Annotated in this window: 15 protein-coding genes; all 15 read right to left on the bottom strand. The window is 46.4% G+C overall.

What is annotated here, in order from left to right; translation table 11 throughout:
• Positions 1-29 precede the first annotated feature (29 nt).
• The 15 genes from xdp1 to MARGE09_RS05420 all read right to left on the bottom strand — a co-directional run bounded on the left by xdp1 (position 30) and on the right by MARGE09_RS05420 (position 17,139).
• Positions 30-788 carry an exosortase-dependent surface protein XDP1 gene (xdp1, locus tag MARGE09_RS05490; protein ID WP_236986342.1) on the bottom strand — a complete coding sequence of 253 codons (759 nt, stop codon included), beginning with the start codon at positions 786-788 and terminating at the stop codon, positions 30-32.
• Positions 789-1,117: 329 nt separating this feature from the next.
• Complete coding sequence (locus MARGE09_RS05485; protein ID WP_236986341.1) at positions 1,118-3,277, bottom strand: di-heme oxidoredictase family protein; 2,160 nt, start codon at positions 3,275-3,277, stop codon at positions 1,118-1,120.
• A 521-nt stretch (positions 3,278-3,798) separates the two neighbouring features.
• Positions 3,799-4,230 (bottom strand): IS200/IS605 family transposase, encoded by a 432-nt coding sequence (tnpA, locus tag MARGE09_RS05480; RefSeq protein ID WP_236986340.1) that lies wholly within the window; start codon positions 4,228-4,230, stop codon positions 3,799-3,801.
• Positions 4,231-4,334: 104 nt separating this feature from the next.
• Entirely contained in the window at positions 4,335-4,823 is a 489-nt protein-coding gene (locus tag MARGE09_RS05475; RefSeq protein WP_236986339.1) for a hypothetical protein, read from the bottom strand.
• A 329-nt stretch (positions 4,824-5,152) separates the two neighbouring features.
• A complete protein-coding gene (locus MARGE09_RS05470; protein ID WP_236986338.1) occupies positions 5,153-6,520 on the bottom strand; it encodes a DUF3943 domain-containing protein in 1,368 nt (455 codons plus the stop codon).
• A gap of 138 nt (positions 6,521-6,658) precedes the next feature.
• Positions 6,659-7,192, bottom strand: a complete 534-nt coding sequence (locus MARGE09_RS05465) for a lipid-binding SYLF domain-containing protein (protein ID WP_236986337.1) — start codon at positions 7,190-7,192, stop codon at positions 6,659-6,661.
• Positions 7,180-8,595, bottom strand: a complete 1,416-nt coding sequence (locus MARGE09_RS05460) for a MipA/OmpV family protein (RefSeq protein ID WP_236986336.1) — start codon at positions 8,593-8,595, stop codon at positions 7,180-7,182. The genes MARGE09_RS05465 and MARGE09_RS05460 overlap by 13 nt, the downstream gene beginning before the upstream one ends.
• 151 nt (positions 8,596-8,746) lie before the next feature.
• Complete coding sequence (locus tag MARGE09_RS05455; RefSeq protein WP_236986335.1) at positions 8,747-9,592, bottom strand: hypothetical protein; 846 nt, start codon at positions 9,590-9,592, stop codon at positions 8,747-8,749.
• Positions 9,593-9,741: 149 nt separating this feature from the next.
• Positions 9,742-10,317 carry a lipid-binding SYLF domain-containing protein gene (locus MARGE09_RS05450; protein WP_236986334.1) on the bottom strand — a complete coding sequence of 192 codons (576 nt, stop codon included), beginning with the start codon at positions 10,315-10,317 and terminating at the stop codon, positions 9,742-9,744.
• Between the two features lie 554 nt (positions 10,318-10,871).
• Positions 10,872-12,497 carry a phospholipase D family protein gene (locus tag MARGE09_RS05445; RefSeq protein ID WP_236986333.1) on the bottom strand — a complete coding sequence of 542 codons (1,626 nt, stop codon included), beginning with the start codon at positions 12,495-12,497 and terminating at the stop codon, positions 10,872-10,874.
• Positions 12,498-12,573: 76 nt separating this feature from the next.
• A complete protein-coding gene (locus MARGE09_RS05440; RefSeq protein ID WP_236986332.1) occupies positions 12,574-12,945 on the bottom strand; it encodes a hypothetical protein in 372 nt (123 codons plus the stop codon).
• Complete coding sequence (locus MARGE09_RS05435; protein WP_236986331.1) at positions 12,942-13,868, bottom strand: hypothetical protein; 927 nt, start codon at positions 13,866-13,868, stop codon at positions 12,942-12,944. The genes MARGE09_RS05440 and MARGE09_RS05435 overlap by 4 nt, the downstream gene beginning before the upstream one ends.
• A gap of 144 nt (positions 13,869-14,012) precedes the next feature.
• On the bottom strand, positions 14,013-14,840 hold the full coding sequence (locus MARGE09_RS05430) for a transporter (protein ID WP_236986330.1): 828 nt from the start codon (positions 14,838-14,840) through the stop codon (positions 14,013-14,015).
• A gap of 194 nt (positions 14,841-15,034) precedes the next feature.
• Positions 15,035-16,036 (bottom strand): DUF1214 domain-containing protein, encoded by a 1,002-nt coding sequence (locus MARGE09_RS05425; protein ID WP_236986329.1) that lies wholly within the window; start codon positions 16,034-16,036, stop codon positions 15,035-15,037.
• Positions 16,037-16,053: 17 nt separating this feature from the next.
• Positions 16,054-17,139: a DUF1254 domain-containing protein gene (locus tag MARGE09_RS05420; protein WP_236986328.1), complete on the bottom strand. Its 1,086-nt coding sequence runs from the start codon at positions 17,137-17,139 to the stop codon at positions 16,054-16,056.
• Positions 17,140-17,305 lie beyond the last annotated feature (166 nt).

The following is a 17,305-nucleotide window of genomic DNA, read 5'->3' as shown; positions in this document are numbered from 1 at the left end:
TTTACAGTATTTGATTACAACCGGTAATGCTAAAGTATTTTTCTGCGGCGCTCACGAATGCACGCGATTAGCCCCATTAGCAGCCCCAATGCCAAGCCCGATTGGCTTGCATCAATTTCTGGCACCGAATGCGCAGCCGATACACTTATACCACTTAGCTTAATATAGTCAGTACCGTAACTGCGATTTGGATTATCGCTTAGCACATCGACATTATCTAAAGACCACAATTGTGTACCTACTAACCAGCTTGTTGAAGCTAACCCTTTAGGGTTGGCAGTTGCCGTATTGCCTTGACTTGCCACATCTAAAAAGTGGCCGCCATCCCAGTCATTAGCAAGCGCTTGGTCCCATTTATTCCCAGCGAAAGTATCCGTTGCAGAGCCCGTACCGGTATAAGCCAAAATAGTCATGTCACTATCGTTACGGTGCCAACCTATCGAAGCAAAATCCAGTGAGACCGCTTGATCAAACGTTAGCAGCATCATGTCGAAGTTTGGCCAGCTGTTATCTGCCGCATGGTTAGGCGAGTTGGCTCGCTCTACTCCTAAGCCGAAACGCCCAAAGGCACCAACCGCCGAACGGTGAATATCCGAGCCAAATTCCCGCCCCATGCGATCATCATAGTAACCACCCGTATAACCAGTAACACTGAGGTTAATCCCCCCTGCCGAGTATTCACGATGCATATCGTATAAACCCGAAGTATCGGTTAAATCAAAATCAATGGCTAAAGCCAACGCCGGCATAGCGAATATGCCTGCCGCGATACATTGCAACAATTTCATAGGGGTTCCTCAACATTACATAAGCTAGGCAGTTAATACTCCGCGCTGCACGCTTGAGCAAACTGTATCTATTATTCTATAAATACTCATCAGGCCATTAGAAGTGCAGACCTTTACGTTTTGCCAAGTAGGTCTCTTCCACAGCAGTACACAAGCAACAGCAAGTTTTCCACCAACAGCTTGCAAGCACGTTGAATATTCTACTCATCGCCCGTAAGCCTTACCGTTACGCACTGTTTTACTGACCATAAAAAAGGCAGCTAAATAGCTGCCTTAAACCAGAAGGCCCATTTGTAAATGGGCTCGACAGTGTATTTTTTAAATCATTCTTAAAGGGATTCGAGGAAACGCAACATTTGTTGCTGTTGCGCAGGCGTTAACTGTTGGTAGTGATTTTTTGAGGCCTCCCCTTCACCGCCATGCCACAAAATGGCCTCTTCAATAGAGCGCGCGCGACCGTCATGCAAATAGCTGTGCGCAGGTGTGCAAACTTCATCGCCTTGATGGCCTGTTGGGTTCGCTACCCCGCCGGCAACACATGCCGATAAACCCAAGCCCCATAACGGCGTTGTTCGCCACTCGGCCCCTGTTGCATTTCCTTCTGCGAGGTTATCTGCCAAACCTTCACCCATATCGTGAACTAGCATATCGGTATAAGGCTGAATATTTTGCCCTTGTAGCTCGGCAAATGGGTGGTATTGGCTGGTTGTATAACTGGCACGGTGGCACTTCTCACAGCCGGCATCCATAAACCATTGTTTACCCGCCACAACATCAGCATTCAACACATCGCGCTGCGGCCGCACACCCAACAGTGCAATGTATTTTACTAAGTCTTGAAGATGCTCATCGCTTAATGGGTTGTCGCTTTGCGGACAAGGCGCTTGGCCAGAGCCACAATCCAAGTTTGGCAGAACACTCGTTTTAACCCCCATATCAGTATTTAATGCGCCAGCGACTTGGTGCGTAATACTGCTAGCACCTGCCTTCCAACCAAAACGCCCCAAGCGCGACTCCCCTGTTACTGGGTCTGCCACAATACGCGCCTTACCTGAGATACCATCATTGTCGCTGTCGTTAATATCTTCCCACGCTAAAATATCGCTCTCGGCAATAGCTTCTAATAAACCCATGCCCACCAATTGTGGCGCTATGCGGGCTGAAAACTGCGCGGGCTCGACCTCGCTAAAAGCGTATTGCGGTGCACGCAAACCATTAACATCATGCCAGGCCGCAATAGAAACTTGCCCTTCGCCGCTAGGGGCGCCCATTAAACTAGGCTGCAACACCGCGCCGATGCGTGGATCTGGCTCACCGTTAGCATCGCCAACTTTAAACACCCACTTATCTAAAGGTACACCAATAGCCTCGGGCAGCGCACGGCCATTGCGCTTGTGGCATCCAGTACAGCGGTCGTTCACTGCATTGCCACCAGCCAGACCCACAACATCATCAAAAATGCCATTTTCAGCGTTTTCATCATGGCTGCCATCCACAAACGAGGAGTGATGCACATGCCGCCCCAACACAAATTTTTGGCCATTATCAAAACCGAGGTTAGTTGCCATTTGCATAAAATGGTTATCCGGTTCGCCAGAATGCATATAAGGCAAGGTCGTCTCACCACCCAACCAAGCTTGCTCTGGGATTTTTACTGAATCCTTCTGATGAAAACCACCGCCTTGTACGAACGTATCACCGTCAATATCCCAAGGCACCAGCCCTTCACCCACAATGTATAGGTAAGTGGTTCCATAGTAGTTAGCGCGCCCGCGCGGTAAGTTATCGGTTAAAAACTGACTCATCTCGAATTCAATTTTATCGCCAATATGTAACGGCCTATTCTCGCGATTATTCCAGGTGCGCTCTTTGTAATAATTAAAATCATCAACCCGTACCATGGTGCCGTTATCGTAATACTCGGCTACCGTATTTAGGCCGCGGTAAAACCATCGGTTCTCGGCTTCGGTATCATCTAATCGCCACTGGGTGAGAACGTTCATGCGAATGGTATCGCCGCCTTTTGCCACCTCATCAATAATTTCAATAGCAGCCGTGCGATGCTCCCAATAAAAAGTTAAAAAATGATCATAAGCTTGAAATTGATTCTCCTTCGCGTGGCGGTCGCGACCACGGTCGGCAAAGCGAGTAACTAACGCATCACCGCGATCAAATTTCACAGGGGCTTCTAACACGGTATCGGGGCCAAAAAGTGGCTTAAGCGCAACAGTTGCGGCGCTACTATTCGAGGCACTGGAGGAGCTAAACACTGGCATGCTGCTAGAACTAACAACCGCGAAACTGGACGATTCACCAGCACTAGATTGCCCTACACCTATACCTACACCCACATCTACACCGCCACTACAACCAGAAAGAAGAGCGCAAGCCAATGTAAAAGCCAACAAACGTTGAAGAGATGTTTTTACTCCAAAACATGAAATGGGCAGAACTGAACTGCAGCGTTGAAAGGCCTGAACGATTGCCATATTAACCTCTGATTATTGTTATAGCGCCTCAGTCATAAGGCGAATGAAGTAGAGGTTAGCCTCGCATATTGTGAATCTAATTCGTCCTACAACACGACTCGGCACGTGCCACTTTACGAAAACGTGATGCACTTTGCAGCATAGCCACCCAGAGGCAGCCACTGCACTTGACAAGACAGGCAAAAATTAAAGCTCTCGTTTACGCTGATAGCTATTTCTCATTACTCGAACAGGCGCTTTGGGAGTAAGGCCAATTTATAAACCGCAGTTAGTAAAGGGGTCTGCCACTAGTCTTTGACTACCCTTTTCCAGCCTTCGCCAAGGGGCTTACAAAGGGTGTAAGTCCCATCAAGCGACTGCTCAAGTTTATTCACTATGGTTATGGAGATGCGCCGGCATACTCCCTCATCGTTTTCGACTTTTGTTAAAGGAGTATGGGAGCCAGAGTTAACTGACCTCCGGCAAAGCCGGAGGCTTATTGGATGACGCCCTCGAAGGGCTCAAATTAAGCGCCCAAGGCGCTATACCTCGAGATTCAACTGATCCCGATGGATATCATTTTTCTCTTGGTTTCTTATGTATTCCCGCGCCATCATTTCATCAAGACCTACCGTCGACACATAATAGCCTCTAGCCCAAAATGCCTCTCCATTAAAGTTACGCTGCTTACCCTTAAAGCGTCTCGCTATCGAAATTGCGCTTTTTCCTTTTATAAAACCAACGGCACTTGATACTGACATTTTCGGCGGAATACTCAAGCACATGTGGACATGGTCAGGCATCACATGGCCCTCCTCGATAACCACACCCTTCTGGCGCGCCAATTCATGAAAAATATCTCCCAAGTGGTGTCGTAACGATCCAAATAACAGCTTGCGCCTCTTCTTCGGAATAAACACAACATGGTACTTACAATCCCATCTCGTATGGGCCAAACTCTTCGGGTCTCGCATAGGTTTATCTCTTATCTTTTGGTCGAGATCAGAGACTACCTGTACCGCGGTATAGGTAGAACCTATGGGAGTCACCCCAGCAGAGCTGGGGGTTTACCTAATGATTAATTACCCGTCTTAGGATTGGACCAACTTAACTCTTCTCCGTTTACACCATTATTAAGAGATACCTCTATAGATTTTTCAAAAATTTTCCAATCTTCATCAGTAAAACTCTGTATCGGTGTTGCCTCGATGGCCCAACGACCCTCTCGTTTACAAATTTCAAATTGAAACGGCTCCTTCTTTTGGGCATTCTTGATAATGAAACGAGAGCGCCGACAGCTAACCCCTTCTGAGGAGTACGTCGACATAATCAATAGCTTGCCAGCCATATCAGATGTAGAGGATTTCCAAACGACAGGTTTAAGATCCTTAACGTCATCCAAGGTATTAGCCACGAACTGCTTAAACTCAACCGCTTCTTCTTCACTAAACTCGGCCAATATTGAGTCCTTCAAGAAATTTACATTTAGAGCGAATGCAGCATCAGCCAAAAATGATGTGAACAAATAAATAGTTAGCAATTTGATTGCCACATTTCCATAACCCATTGTTCCAACCTCTAATTAAAGTGTATTTTGTAACTATTCAGCCATCTGTGAAATTGAGTGCTAATTGATTGTTTTCTAGGCCGCTCAAGCCATCTTCGACTTTGTGCTCCTCGTCTTTGTGCTTCTCAACTTTGTGCCCAGCAAAGTCTAATCTTGCATTCCTTATGCGGTGCAAAGCCTACTTCCACACGTCCTTGCTGGGGCTGGGCACTATGCACGCGATCCCAGCGCGTGCATACCTAGAAAACAATCAATCAGCCCTCTGAGTAAGCAAGATTTTTTATGGCGGCATAGTTACTATATCTTTACCAACATAAAGCAACACCGCGCTAATTTTCGCCACGACCAAAGCGGTAAACGGCCCTAGCGCTAATTGTCTGCTCATGAGTATAAAGTTGATCGCCATAATAGTGCTGCCAATCCAGTTGAGCTGCCCAATTAGAAGATATTTTATGATGCAAACCCGCCCCCACATTCCATAATAGATATTTTTCATCGCGGTCTTTTGCGAATATATGCTCGCCAACGCCCACGCTAACATAAGGGCGGGTACTGGACTGGGCATTAAAATAAAATTGATTATCAAGACTATAGTTTTCGTAGAAAACAGTATCCGTAGTGCTAACATACTCCAATTCATTCGCACGACCATATTTTAAGCGCAAAGAATATTGTTTCGAGAAATAGAGTCCCAAACTCACCTCGGGATAAGCCACATCTTTGTACCCCCATTTTTCATCCAGCGCAATATGGCCTACACCAAGAGTTAAGCCGATAATGCCGGTATCAATAGGGTCACCCGTAGCATCGTTATACCTGCTGTAATATTTAGATTCGGGACGCCCTATGGTATAGCGGGCATTAAACCTGAGCTGCTTATCAAGCTCACCGTTACCCACATCTACATCACCATAGGATACATACCCTGTGCCAGCCGCGATAAGTTGTCGATTAAAAAGGTTGTTTATACCAACACCGATAGCATCTACAGGATCTAAAAGGAATAGGCTTATATTCCCCCAGAATCGAGACCCCCACACCAAGCCACTGCGCTTGCGAATTTCTTGTTCCTTATTAAACGCCCACTCGCCATACGCCCAGCCTAATACAGGCGTCACCACAAGGTCTTGTATGGAAGGAATTTCGGCAAATGCCTCTAAACCATATTCCCAATAGAATGTAGACATCAGGAAAGAGTACATGAACGAATCCCACTGCCGGTAACCCGACTTTCGCGCCGTTTGGTAATACAGTCCTCCAGAGTATGGGTGGCCAATTAGGTTGATATACCAAATATCCCTATCCCAAACAGCTACCTCACTAACATTTTCCCACCATTTATCCTTCAATTTTACGTCATCTTTAGTCCACCCCGTATAGTCCTCTGGCAAAACCGATAAAACGCCAGCAACACCAAAACCATAAGCAGCAACAGACCACGTCATAGAACCCAAGCGAGCCCTATCCTCGCCGTTTTGAGGTTTAAATAACGACACCTTAAATGGCTTTTCGTAAATCGCTTTGTCGACACGAAGGCTTTCCCAGTTTGAATTAGTCGGTTGATTAATGTATTTCTTGATGTCAATCTCGGTAATTCTAGGATTTTCCGCGGCAGGCGTTACCGCAGGCGGCTCCTCGGCGGCAATGCTACGAACAGCGAAAGTAGTAACAATTAAAATCGCGAATATTATTTTCATAGTTCCTCGTTTAACGGATTCATACTGGGCGCCTTTAAGCTTTTTAGGCCAGTTATATCTCTTCAATTTTATCAACTGATTAATCTGCACCCAAACTGCTCGGTCGCCAAAAAACATCAGCGCCAGCCCCAAAATATATTAGGGCTTTAACATGTGGTAACTGTGCATGCCGACACTGCCTTCAATTAATAGCCCGCCGGCAATAATGGTAAAGATAGCGACATCTGCATTGTAGGCTGGCGTCCAACTTTTACCCCACACAACAGCCGTAGCATTCGCTTGCCCGCCGAACTGGAAATCTTGCTGTTGGAACTTGGCCAGCGCGGCCTGCGTTTTGAAAAATATAATTTGACTGTAAAGCTGCCCCCCAACATCCAGCCCTGCCATAAATTGCCAATGAATAAAACGAGCAAGCACATCATCATTTTCTAGCAGCCAACCCGTGCCAAATGCACCACCAAAACCCGTGCCAGCCCTCAACACCTTTGGAATAATCGCGACCGCTACAGCCTCATCAAAATAGGGTTTTAATTCGTCGATACTTTTATAGGGTTCAAGTGCATTTTTAATTTTTGGCGACTGACTAACAGTAGCCTGCCCTTTTTGTAAGCCTGCACAACCGCTTACAGCAAGTACCAATAGCACAAAAAAATAGAATTTTATCTTTTGCATTCAATATGCCCCGCTAATACATCCGACCCACCAGATACGTTACCCAAGATATCGCTCGACGCAAAAATACCCGAGCGATGTATAATAGAAACGCCAACATAACAATCACTTACACTTTTAGACTCACTAAATAGCCTTAGTGGTACGTCAAATTGCGCTTCCAAATAATTAAGGAAATGCGAAGTATTACCGTCACGCTTGGCTTGCTTCACTTGTTCAATTATTGGGATTTTATCCGCATAGGAGAATCCAAATCCAAAACCATAACGGAACAACTCAGCGCCATCCCAACCTTTGTAACCATGCCCCATCGACATAACGTACAAATTATATTCGTTAAAGTTGTCTTGCAGGCCATTTTCAAGTCGTCGATTGACCGAGCCTTTCAACCAAAACTCGGCACGCTCTCCAGCCTTAAGTAATCTTCCCAAAGTCACCCCTGCAAGATAGGTATCAACGTCCTCCGAACCTTGAATATGTGCCCGATGCACTTTATGAAACGTTTCTTCAGCGGTGTAACCTGAATGTAAGCGCCATGACCAAAGATTGGCGGAGTCTTTTTTAGTTTCATGTATTTGAGGGTTCAAGGTGCTGCCAAAGTTATACGTAAAACCAAGGTATAGTTTTAGCAACGAATCTTTATCCACAAGTGGACTCTGGTAAATAACGTCATCTAACGCCTCAATGCTGCCATTGAGAAAAATGGTCCAATTATTGAACACTTGAATATCTGCATTAAGGCCCGCGCGATAAATAAAGGCATCGGTACCAGAATAAACAGGTATATCCTCACGCGCCTCGCTCTCATCTACACCGTAGTAATAGTCGATGAAATTCTCATTCTGGTATATCGCTGCAGCAAAAGGCGAGATATTCCATCGCCCTAAACTAAAGCGATGTTTGTAATTAAGGCTCGCTTCTTGTCCTTGATGGCGGTCGAGCGTGTCATACACCCAACTCAAACCCAACTCTCCATCATCTAGCGGTGAAAATGAAACCGCCAGCCCACTCTCGAAAGTTTGTCTGCGCTCATTTATACCTTCGTAGAAGGGGCTACTTTCAGTTTCTAATCGATCAAATCGATACTGAGAAATTAAATCTATCGAAAACGGCGCTTTCAGTAAATGAACCCCAAATTGTGTTCCACGGCTGAATAGGTAATTGCCCTCGTACAAATACAGCGGTACAAGATCAGAGACTTTTTCATTTTCTATACTAGAGACCGTATCAACATACTTATAAGGGCTCTCGCCGAAACGCCGACCTGCGCCCAGTCCAACAGAACCCGGTGGCGCTTGAGTAAATGGGATATGAGTAATCTGTGTATCCGCGAGCGCAGGGAAAGCAGCGCCAGCCAAAGAGACTGTAGTGAGTATTCGAACCAACAAACTTCGTTGCGTCATACGAGTCACTTCCGTTATAAAAAATTGAGAGAAAGATGCTTATCAGTTTAATTTGAAAACAGTTTAATTTGAAAACAGTTTAATTTGAAAACAGTTTAATTTGAAAAAAAATCTAACGCTTATTCTAAATCAAAGTGGGTGTTAGTACGTTTTAAAATCGATACCCAAGACCAAAATACAACCCTTTATAACCATACTCGATTTTTTGCGATTCGGACTTTGAGAATATTTTTACGTGAGCATCAAAATAAGTTACGCCACCCATACCGACCCAGCGCGGATTGATGTCGTAAGTCGTATTAATCCGAGTTTGCGATATCGTAGCGTTATCACCGTCATAGGACCCAGTTATCGCCGAAAACATAGTCGATATAGACCATTTCTCGGTCAATTTAGATTCAATCTGAAAGCCAATTAGCGGTAATGGAGCCGTCGCTTTTGCGACTTCCGACCTTTTTTCTAGCAGCTCACTCGAGCCACCTTCTAGCGTACCAATGGCATCAAGGCTCAAATCTATATCGAGTAGAAAAATCCCAGCAAAAGCTGATATTTTGTTATAGCCATTGTTAAACGCCGTAAATTTGTAGTGCAAATTGACAAATCGGGTTCGATCCTTCGTCTGGATATAGGCTCGCAGATATACGGCATCCGGTAATTTAAAATTTGCTAGTTGAATATCACTATCGCGACGAGCGCCAAAGTAAGAAGCACTAAATTGATGCCGAGGACTAAGCGTATACTCGGCAAAAATCGTTTGAATAGCGTTGGTCGAAGGGAGATCCAAGTTACCCTCAAGATCAATAAAAATGGGTAAGTCTGAGTCGTAAGGTTCAATTTTCATTTTCGTATCAAAGTTGACCGTCGCAAAACCGCCACCGACAGCCCAAGCCCGAAATTCTCGTTTTGAATCCCCCTCCTGAGCAAACACACATGCAGAGCAAACCAAAAGCTTAACGCACACGAACATACAGGCTGCGAAGCGTATTCTAATTTTCACAGTTTTCACCAACATTTTTAGCCTAAGGTAACCAGCCGGTATGTAATCCGAATTTGAAGGGCGCCATAGCCGATACGCCTGTCAAGCATATAACCTGAGACTATTTAGCAGGCCATTAACGCATTTTTAGAGGTACCGTTTATTTAAACTCAGTTAAGCTCGTCATCTCGCCAAAATTTGGTGCCTTTAATCGTTGCCTGCAATGCCAAACCAGTTTCCGTTAACTGATAAACAGTAATACCATTGGCTACGGCTTCTGCCCCTAGCGCGGCACCTTTATCAGACGCCTTTGCTGCAGCATCGGTTTGCGCACCAAACACCCAACCGTGGGCAACAAAATTGTCCAATGCTTTTTGGGTATCAAATACCATGACAATGCGAAAATCTTTCACTCCTGCGCCAATTCCTATTCCAACCTCACCCATTTTCATGTAGGTCTTCTTACCTTGATTATCGACTACGCCATACCCCCCGCCAAAACTAGCAAGAATGACGTTCACATTGGCATTGCTAAAAACAGCATAACCCGGTGAAGATGCTATTTGAGCTTTGGTATTGGGCTTTTCTTTATATAAACGCGCGAGTGTTTCGTTGCGCATTTTTAAAACCACTTGTCGTTTTTCGGCAACGGTATCGACTTTTGTCGTCGCACAGCCAGAAAAAAATGATATCAATGCTAGCCCAGCAAGTAATTTAATTGTCCATTGCTTTTTAAATGTATTCATAAGGGCACCTCTAAAAATAGTAATTTTTGTGTGAGAGTAAGGAAGCACCGCCCGGAGAGCGGCAGTTTACGTGGTGTAAATCATTCAGCGCATCCTTGCGCTTCACCCTTCGGGCAGCAAGCTGTGCAAATTGATCCTCCAATTTGTGAGGACTCGAGGACGGAGCTAATGTGCATGGATGGACCGAATACAGGTTTTGCAGGAGCGAAAACCTGTAAGCCGCTATCGCGGAAAAAGTGCATTTTTAGAAATGCCCATAAATTAAACCTCTTTTTTCATAAAATAAATTTATCGTACATACAACTTATGTAACTATTCAGCCATGCTCAAATAGGTCGGCAAACTGATTGTTTTCTGGGCCGCTCAAGCCATCTACGACTTGGTGGTCCTGCAAAGTCTACCCCTACGCATTCTTGCTGGGGCTGGGCGCTATGCAAGCGTTCCAGACGCTTGAATGCCCAGAAAACAATCAATTCGCCTTTGGGGTAACCATCATTTCGAACCCACCTGGATAGTTACCAACTTATTAACACTATTACGGTTACTCAACCGCCCTAAAGCTGTGATCGAATAGGCAGCAACCCAAGAATATTCAATTTGAATCTTTCCCAAGCACTTGAGCCAGGCTCTTTACTGAACTCTTTCATCTGATTACCACTCCGCTCGAGCCATTGCAGCTTATTGTCTTCACTTAATACAACCTCATATGTTGAGTCATTTAAGCTTTCCCTTATACTTTTCAGGGCCGCATCTGCGGCATTCTCAGCGTAAATAATTACGCCCAACTCTGTATTTAAATTAGCGGATCTCGGGTCGAAATTAAAACTGCCAACAAATACAGCCTTATTGTCGACGACAAACATTTTGGTATGCAAGGTTGCCCCTGAATCCCCAATTTTTAAACGCTCAGCATCATTCACTTGAGTATCAGCCTTCGCTTCGTACAATTTTGCTCCGGTTTGTATAATTCGCTTGCGATAAGGCGCATAGCCGGCGTGAACGATTGAATGGTTATTTGCTTTAAAAGAGTTAGTGATGACTGTTACAGCCACACCGCGATCGTGCAAAGCCTGTAAACGTCTAATGCCGTCTTTTAGCGGCACAAAATATGGAGAAATAATCACTAAACTATGCTCGGCTTGTGAAATAGCCTCCCCCAAAGCCGAAACAATATTCGTCGCATTCTTAGCCTCACTTTTTAGCCCCTTCTCGGGCGCATCATAAACCAAGGTATACGGTGCCCAAAAAAACTGTTGATTAATATGGAGAGAGAAGCGTTCTAAATCTTCGAGCACCGCAAGTCCGTAGTCGCTATTTTTTGCACCTTGCCAGGTTTGCGCCAGTCGCTCGTGCATTCTCTGAAGCTCTAGAGCCAGATCTTGCCCCTTGTTTGACGCAACCGCCGTTACGGGCACGGCCGGACGACTGTTCCAATATTGGTCAAACATCGCAGACACCTCGCTCACTAAAGGCCCCACAGACAAAACATCCAAATCGTGAAAATTCATAGATTCGTGGGCGGCAAAGTATTCAGTGGCAATATTACGGCCGCCGATAATGGTGAACTGATTGTCTACGGTAAAAGACTTATTGTGTAAACGGCGATTAACTTGTGCTACCCGGTGAAAATCCAAGCCCCGAAATTTACGGTTAGCAAAAGGATTAAAAAGTCGAATCTGAATATTCGGGTGCGACTCCAATGCGAGCATGCCTGCGTCGTAGCCCTGAGTAAAAATATCATCGAGAAGGATACGCACCCTAACCCCACGATCAGCGGCTTGCAGCAAGCTATGTATTAACATTTGCCCCGACAAATCATTTTTAATTAGGTAATACTGTAAGTCGATGCTCTTTTCGGCGGTTTCGGCCATGGCCAATCGCAAAGCAAATGCCTCTACCCCCTCTGTGAGAGCGTAAAACCCCGATTGATCAGCCTTTTTATTCGCGCTCAAACGTTTGGCAAGCTGCCCCAATGATGTCTGTTGGGTATTTTGAATAACGTGGCTTTCTGGGTAGCTTTGCTCTAAATCGACGGTCGAGCAAGCGCTTACCAAAATACCTATACCAAATAGCTGTAAGATCTTAGCCCCTACACTGAAAAAATAGGTATATTTAGGCAAGTCGTTTTTGACATTTCTCCAATTCCAAATAAGCGAGTTACAACTATTTATCCTATTCAATACGAGCCTCTAATTTTTCTAATTTTAAAATTACCTAGTTTGCCATGGCCCCATAAATACAGCCGACAAATAGCATTTACTGTTTCTTACATTGATCCGGATGCACAGGCTCAAGTCGCGTAGCCCAAAGTGCGTTTTTACGCTGCCAGCGGTAAAGTGTTAGTGGATCAGCCTCTTTGTGATCAACAATTTCATAGTGCCGGTTAGCTTCAACAACCCACTGAAAATAACAGATATACTCATACAAGTGCGTGCGATAAACGGCTTGAATTGTATGAACGCCAGGCTGCAACCTCAAATCTGTTTGCTCGGCAATGGCATTGCCGTCCACGGATATAACCGGATGATTGGTTCGTAAGCTGGCAAGGTCCCCCTCTAACACCGGTGCGGTGACGCAACTGGACGCAACAGCCAAAAAAAGCCCAATAAGAATCAGCTTGCAGATCATTGAAACGTCAACCCAATATTATAACCTTCTAAATTTTTATCAAATACATACCCTGCACGCAGCCCAACAGTCCGCACGCCAAACCAGTCGAAGGGCACAATATTCCACTCCCAATCTAGGCCTACACCTACTTCGAAGTAGCGAGTAAATCCAATGGCTTTCGTGGATTGATCTAAAAAATCGTTGTAATTCATGTATATCTTCCACAGCCAAGGTCGCCCCTGCGAGTGCCACCGCGTTGCTGCTGCTAATTCGCTTTTTAATATTAACGACTGGCTCCAACCCCAGGTGTCCAAATAGGCGTAATCTTCACTGTCGGTGTCATCGTAAGAAACATTATATTGACCGAGTAATCGTGCCCGATAGCGACGCTGATACCACGCGTTATAATCGACCTGCAAACTACCGGTAAGGCCATATGATTGAAAAGCCGTACTCCGTGTTCCGTCACTCGGTAATATCTCGGTATCCAATTCGGATAATATATTTTGCAATTTAGAGTGAGTCGTGGTTTCTGCCATCGACACGGACATAAATGGTCGCACTCGCAATTGCTGACTAACCGGAATACTCAGGCCAAAGCTGCCGTGCAAAGCCAGAATATCGCGATCAACGATTAAATGAAGTGGCTGGTCATTCTTATCGAGAAATACTATCACTTCATCTAGCTGACCATGGACCAAGGCTCCGCCCCAATAGCCATCGTTGCTCCAACCATCAACGTTAAAGTCGGCCGTAAAACCCAAACTCGCTCGACCAACCTGCGACTGCCTATTGGGCAGGTTAACTTCTAGATTAATACCTTCCACACCAGGAGATGTTGTCAAATTAATAAAGGCGAGCGCGGCCTCTTGAATATCGATTTCGCTGAGTTCATCTAAGTAATCCACCTGGGCGCAAACACTATTTGATACGAATAGCATCAAGCATAAAATGCAATACGGCTTTGGCCGAAAAGTGTTTTTTTTAGATAGAACATTCAATATTAAAAATATCAATAGAAGGCAGCCCACTCTATTCGCCATTAACCTTTAAAATTACTATTTGTAGAGGTGCACTAAATTCAGTTAAGATTTTTTTGGGAAAACAAAAGAGGCCACCAAACGCAGTGACATACCCTCTGGCCCACTGTCCGTTGTAGTCGCCCAGTAACGTCCAAATGCACCGAGGCTAACCGCCTGGCCACCAAAGTTAAACACTTTCGAAACACCCGCCTGCACAGGTACAGTCCACTCTTTTCCCTTCCAGTCGTAGGTGCTTTCCGTTTGCAATACATAGGAAACACCTTTGCTGTTGGTGTAATTTAGAAATGGTTGAATAAACGTTGCGCTGATATCGGCACGATCATCGTCACCGGCAAACGATTCAATATGATTGGTTAAGGCACCATAAGTCCAAGAACCCGACTGTTTTAACGCCACAGCGGTGCCCCCCCCCCCCCACTTTTTAGCGCCCAGCAAATCATCCGTTGCAGTAGGAATATAGGCCACAGGCCCTGCCCCCCAGATCCAACCGCTGGCAGTGGCCGCTTTAGGTGAAAAGAACACACTTTGCACCACATCACCTAAGCCAGTTTGACTACCGGCGCCGGGGTAAATATCTTTTTGGTTAACCAGCGGTAAAATCGTACGACTAATAATATTCCAGTCTTCATTTAGCTCAAATGGCGCTACTGGTTGAATATTTATCGTTGTCCTTGTGCCCTTATCGTCTGGGCCAATGTTGCTATCGTAGTTATATTGAACCGGCACACTAATCAGCGCCGCCACAGGGTTAGCAAGCTGTTTGGCAAGCTGCTCATCGGTCTGCGCGCAAACCCACGCTGACTGAAGCAGCAGTGCACCAAAGGCGAGTTTTTTACAAATACTATTACCACTAATCAATACGTTTTTCATTTTCGGTTTCCAATAAAACATATTATTGAGAGTTTCAATCCAAAATCACTTTAGTCAGTCGTCAAGGGTACCTCACACCTAACAACCGTTAGACTAACGTCAAAAGTCGGCCACCCGCTCAATCGTCCAGAATGCAGGTTATGCAGTTCTTTAAAAGCCCTATTAATGGTAGAATAATGTCTCAGTCGCCCGCCTCACTTAACCAGCTCGAATGCTGGGAACGTCCATTTGCCGCTCAAGATCTCTTCGCGCGGCTGATACAGGCGCACGGCGTAGCTCCAACCCGGCGTAATGGGGATGCAGTTCACGCGCTCATCATCACAGCCGCCAAGGTGAATGGTGATGGAGCCGTCGTCATTGGGCTTGGCGCTGACGTTGTTGTAGTTGTTGCGGCCCAGCTTATTGGGCTCCATGAAGCCGTCTTGGTTGTAGACGGTAATGGACCAGAATGCATCTACGGGCACATCTTTAGCTGTAACGGCATAGGGCGTTTTGCCGTCGTTCTGGTCGACAGCGTCGACAAGATAAATAGCACCTTTTGCCGGCAGACCAGCCCACCCAGCAATGCCGCCAACTAGGAATTGCACAGGGTCCACATCCTCCTTCTGTCCAAAAGCAAGGCTAGAGTCAATGCTAAGCGCCGCTGCGAGATCATTAAGTGCCTTGCGCGCCACCGCCAGTTGTTCGGTATTCCAGTCCGGTGCCTCAAACGGCCCGGTGCCTCCACCAGAGACGACAACCCCATCTTGCGCGGCATGAGCGGCTTTTACATCATCGGGGTTATTCGGGTCGATGAAAGTGCGAAAAGCCAAAGCGGCAAAGCGCGTTCCGACGCTTTCCTCAGTAAGGCGGTAGGTGCCGGGCTTGGCCTCGACAAAACTGTAGTGATCCTGGTTCATCACATGCATCGACTGATAGCGACCATCGATATCGGGCATCGTGATCTCGACCGGTTTGGACAGATCGAGCATGAGCGAGGAATAGAGGGTATCCACGTTCATCCGGATCACGGGCTGGTTGTCTAGGTCCGCCGTCTTGCGCAGATGCATAATCTTGCCCATTTCGAGGCCATAAGCCTTGATATTCTGGCGGATCATGAAGTCCGTCTCCGCGCGGACAAGGCTTCCCAAGGTGGCATCTTTGGCAAACACAAGCGTTGGTAAACAAAGTATTAGTGCTAATAGTATTTTCATCATCAATTTTCCTTATTTACTTAATTAACGGGCTCAACATCGGGAAAGGTCCAACTACCATCGAGGATTTCGGGGCCCGGCTGATAAAGGCGGACACTATAATTCCAGCCCTCTATAATTGGCAGGCAGTTCTTCCGCCCATCGTCACAACCTCCGAGATGAACCGTCATCGAGCCGTCATCGTTGCGGTCACCCATGATCGAATTGATCACGTAGCCGTCGATGTCGTTCTTCTCAAAAAATCCTTGCGCATTGTAGAGGCTGACCGACCAGAACGCGCCCACCGGTACATCAGCTGGGACTTCGATCTTGTATTCGCCGACAGGGAGGTTGGGGACGTTGGTGAGATACATCGCCTCGGTCTCGGGCAGGCCGCCCCAGCCGACGGCCGCGCCGATTAGGTGGCGGACCGGAGAGACGCTTTCCCGTGTCCCGAAGGTCCTCTCACTTCCGACGACAAAAGGCAATAGCATACTGAGCCGCTCGATTATCGCCTGATATACGTCTTTATCGTAGTCTTGCAAAACGAAGGGCTTGGAAGAGACCGCCTCGATCTTCATCTGGCCCTGGATGGCATTCACTGCGGCGACGTCGCTGGGATCGTCGGCGTCAACCAGTGTGCGCATTAAGACGATCACGTAGGGCGTATCAAAAGTAGCCATGTCGAGTGTATAAGTGCCGCCGCCCAGGAAGACCTTGTTTATGTAGTGATCCTGATTGACGATCATCGCGGCCATGTAGCGCTCGCCTACCTCTGGCAAGCTCAGTGTCGCGCCTTCGGAAATATCGACGACTGCGGCGCTGTAGAGCGTATCGCGGTTCATCCTCACTGTCGGCTGGTTGTCGACCGGTGTTGGCTCGCGGAAGTGGTAGAACTTATTCTCGCCCCCGGCAAGCTTGACGTATTTGTCGAGTTCAATATCGGTGGCCGCGCGGATGAAGTTGTCGAGGCTCACCGGAACCTCGCCGGCTTTGAGCAGCTCGCTTGTATTGCTTTCAGCCCGGCTAGGCGTGGCTGCGGTCGCGTTTTGGTTTGTCGCGCAGGCTGTGAGGTTTAGGCACAGCGCCAAAGCTGCGATGCTGGATAATTTGATTTTGGTATTCATGTTGATTCCTATGGGTTTATTGCCGATCTGCTCATAACCAACTTAACGGCAATTTAAAATACAAAAGCTTTAGAGGCTTTACTGCGCGGCTCAATTATCCGGCTCGAAATGTTAAGAATCTCCATTTCCATTGATCCAGCCTTCCGGTTTGGCAATGCAATTGACT

It is taken from the genome of Marinagarivorans cellulosilyticus (genome assembly GCF_021655555.1).
Taxonomy (GTDB): Bacteria; Pseudomonadota; Gammaproteobacteria; order Pseudomonadales; family Cellvibrionaceae; genus Marinagarivorans; species Marinagarivorans cellulosilyticus.
Note: the sequence above shows the minus strand (reverse complement) of the source record. Positions and strands in the feature narration are given on the sequence as shown.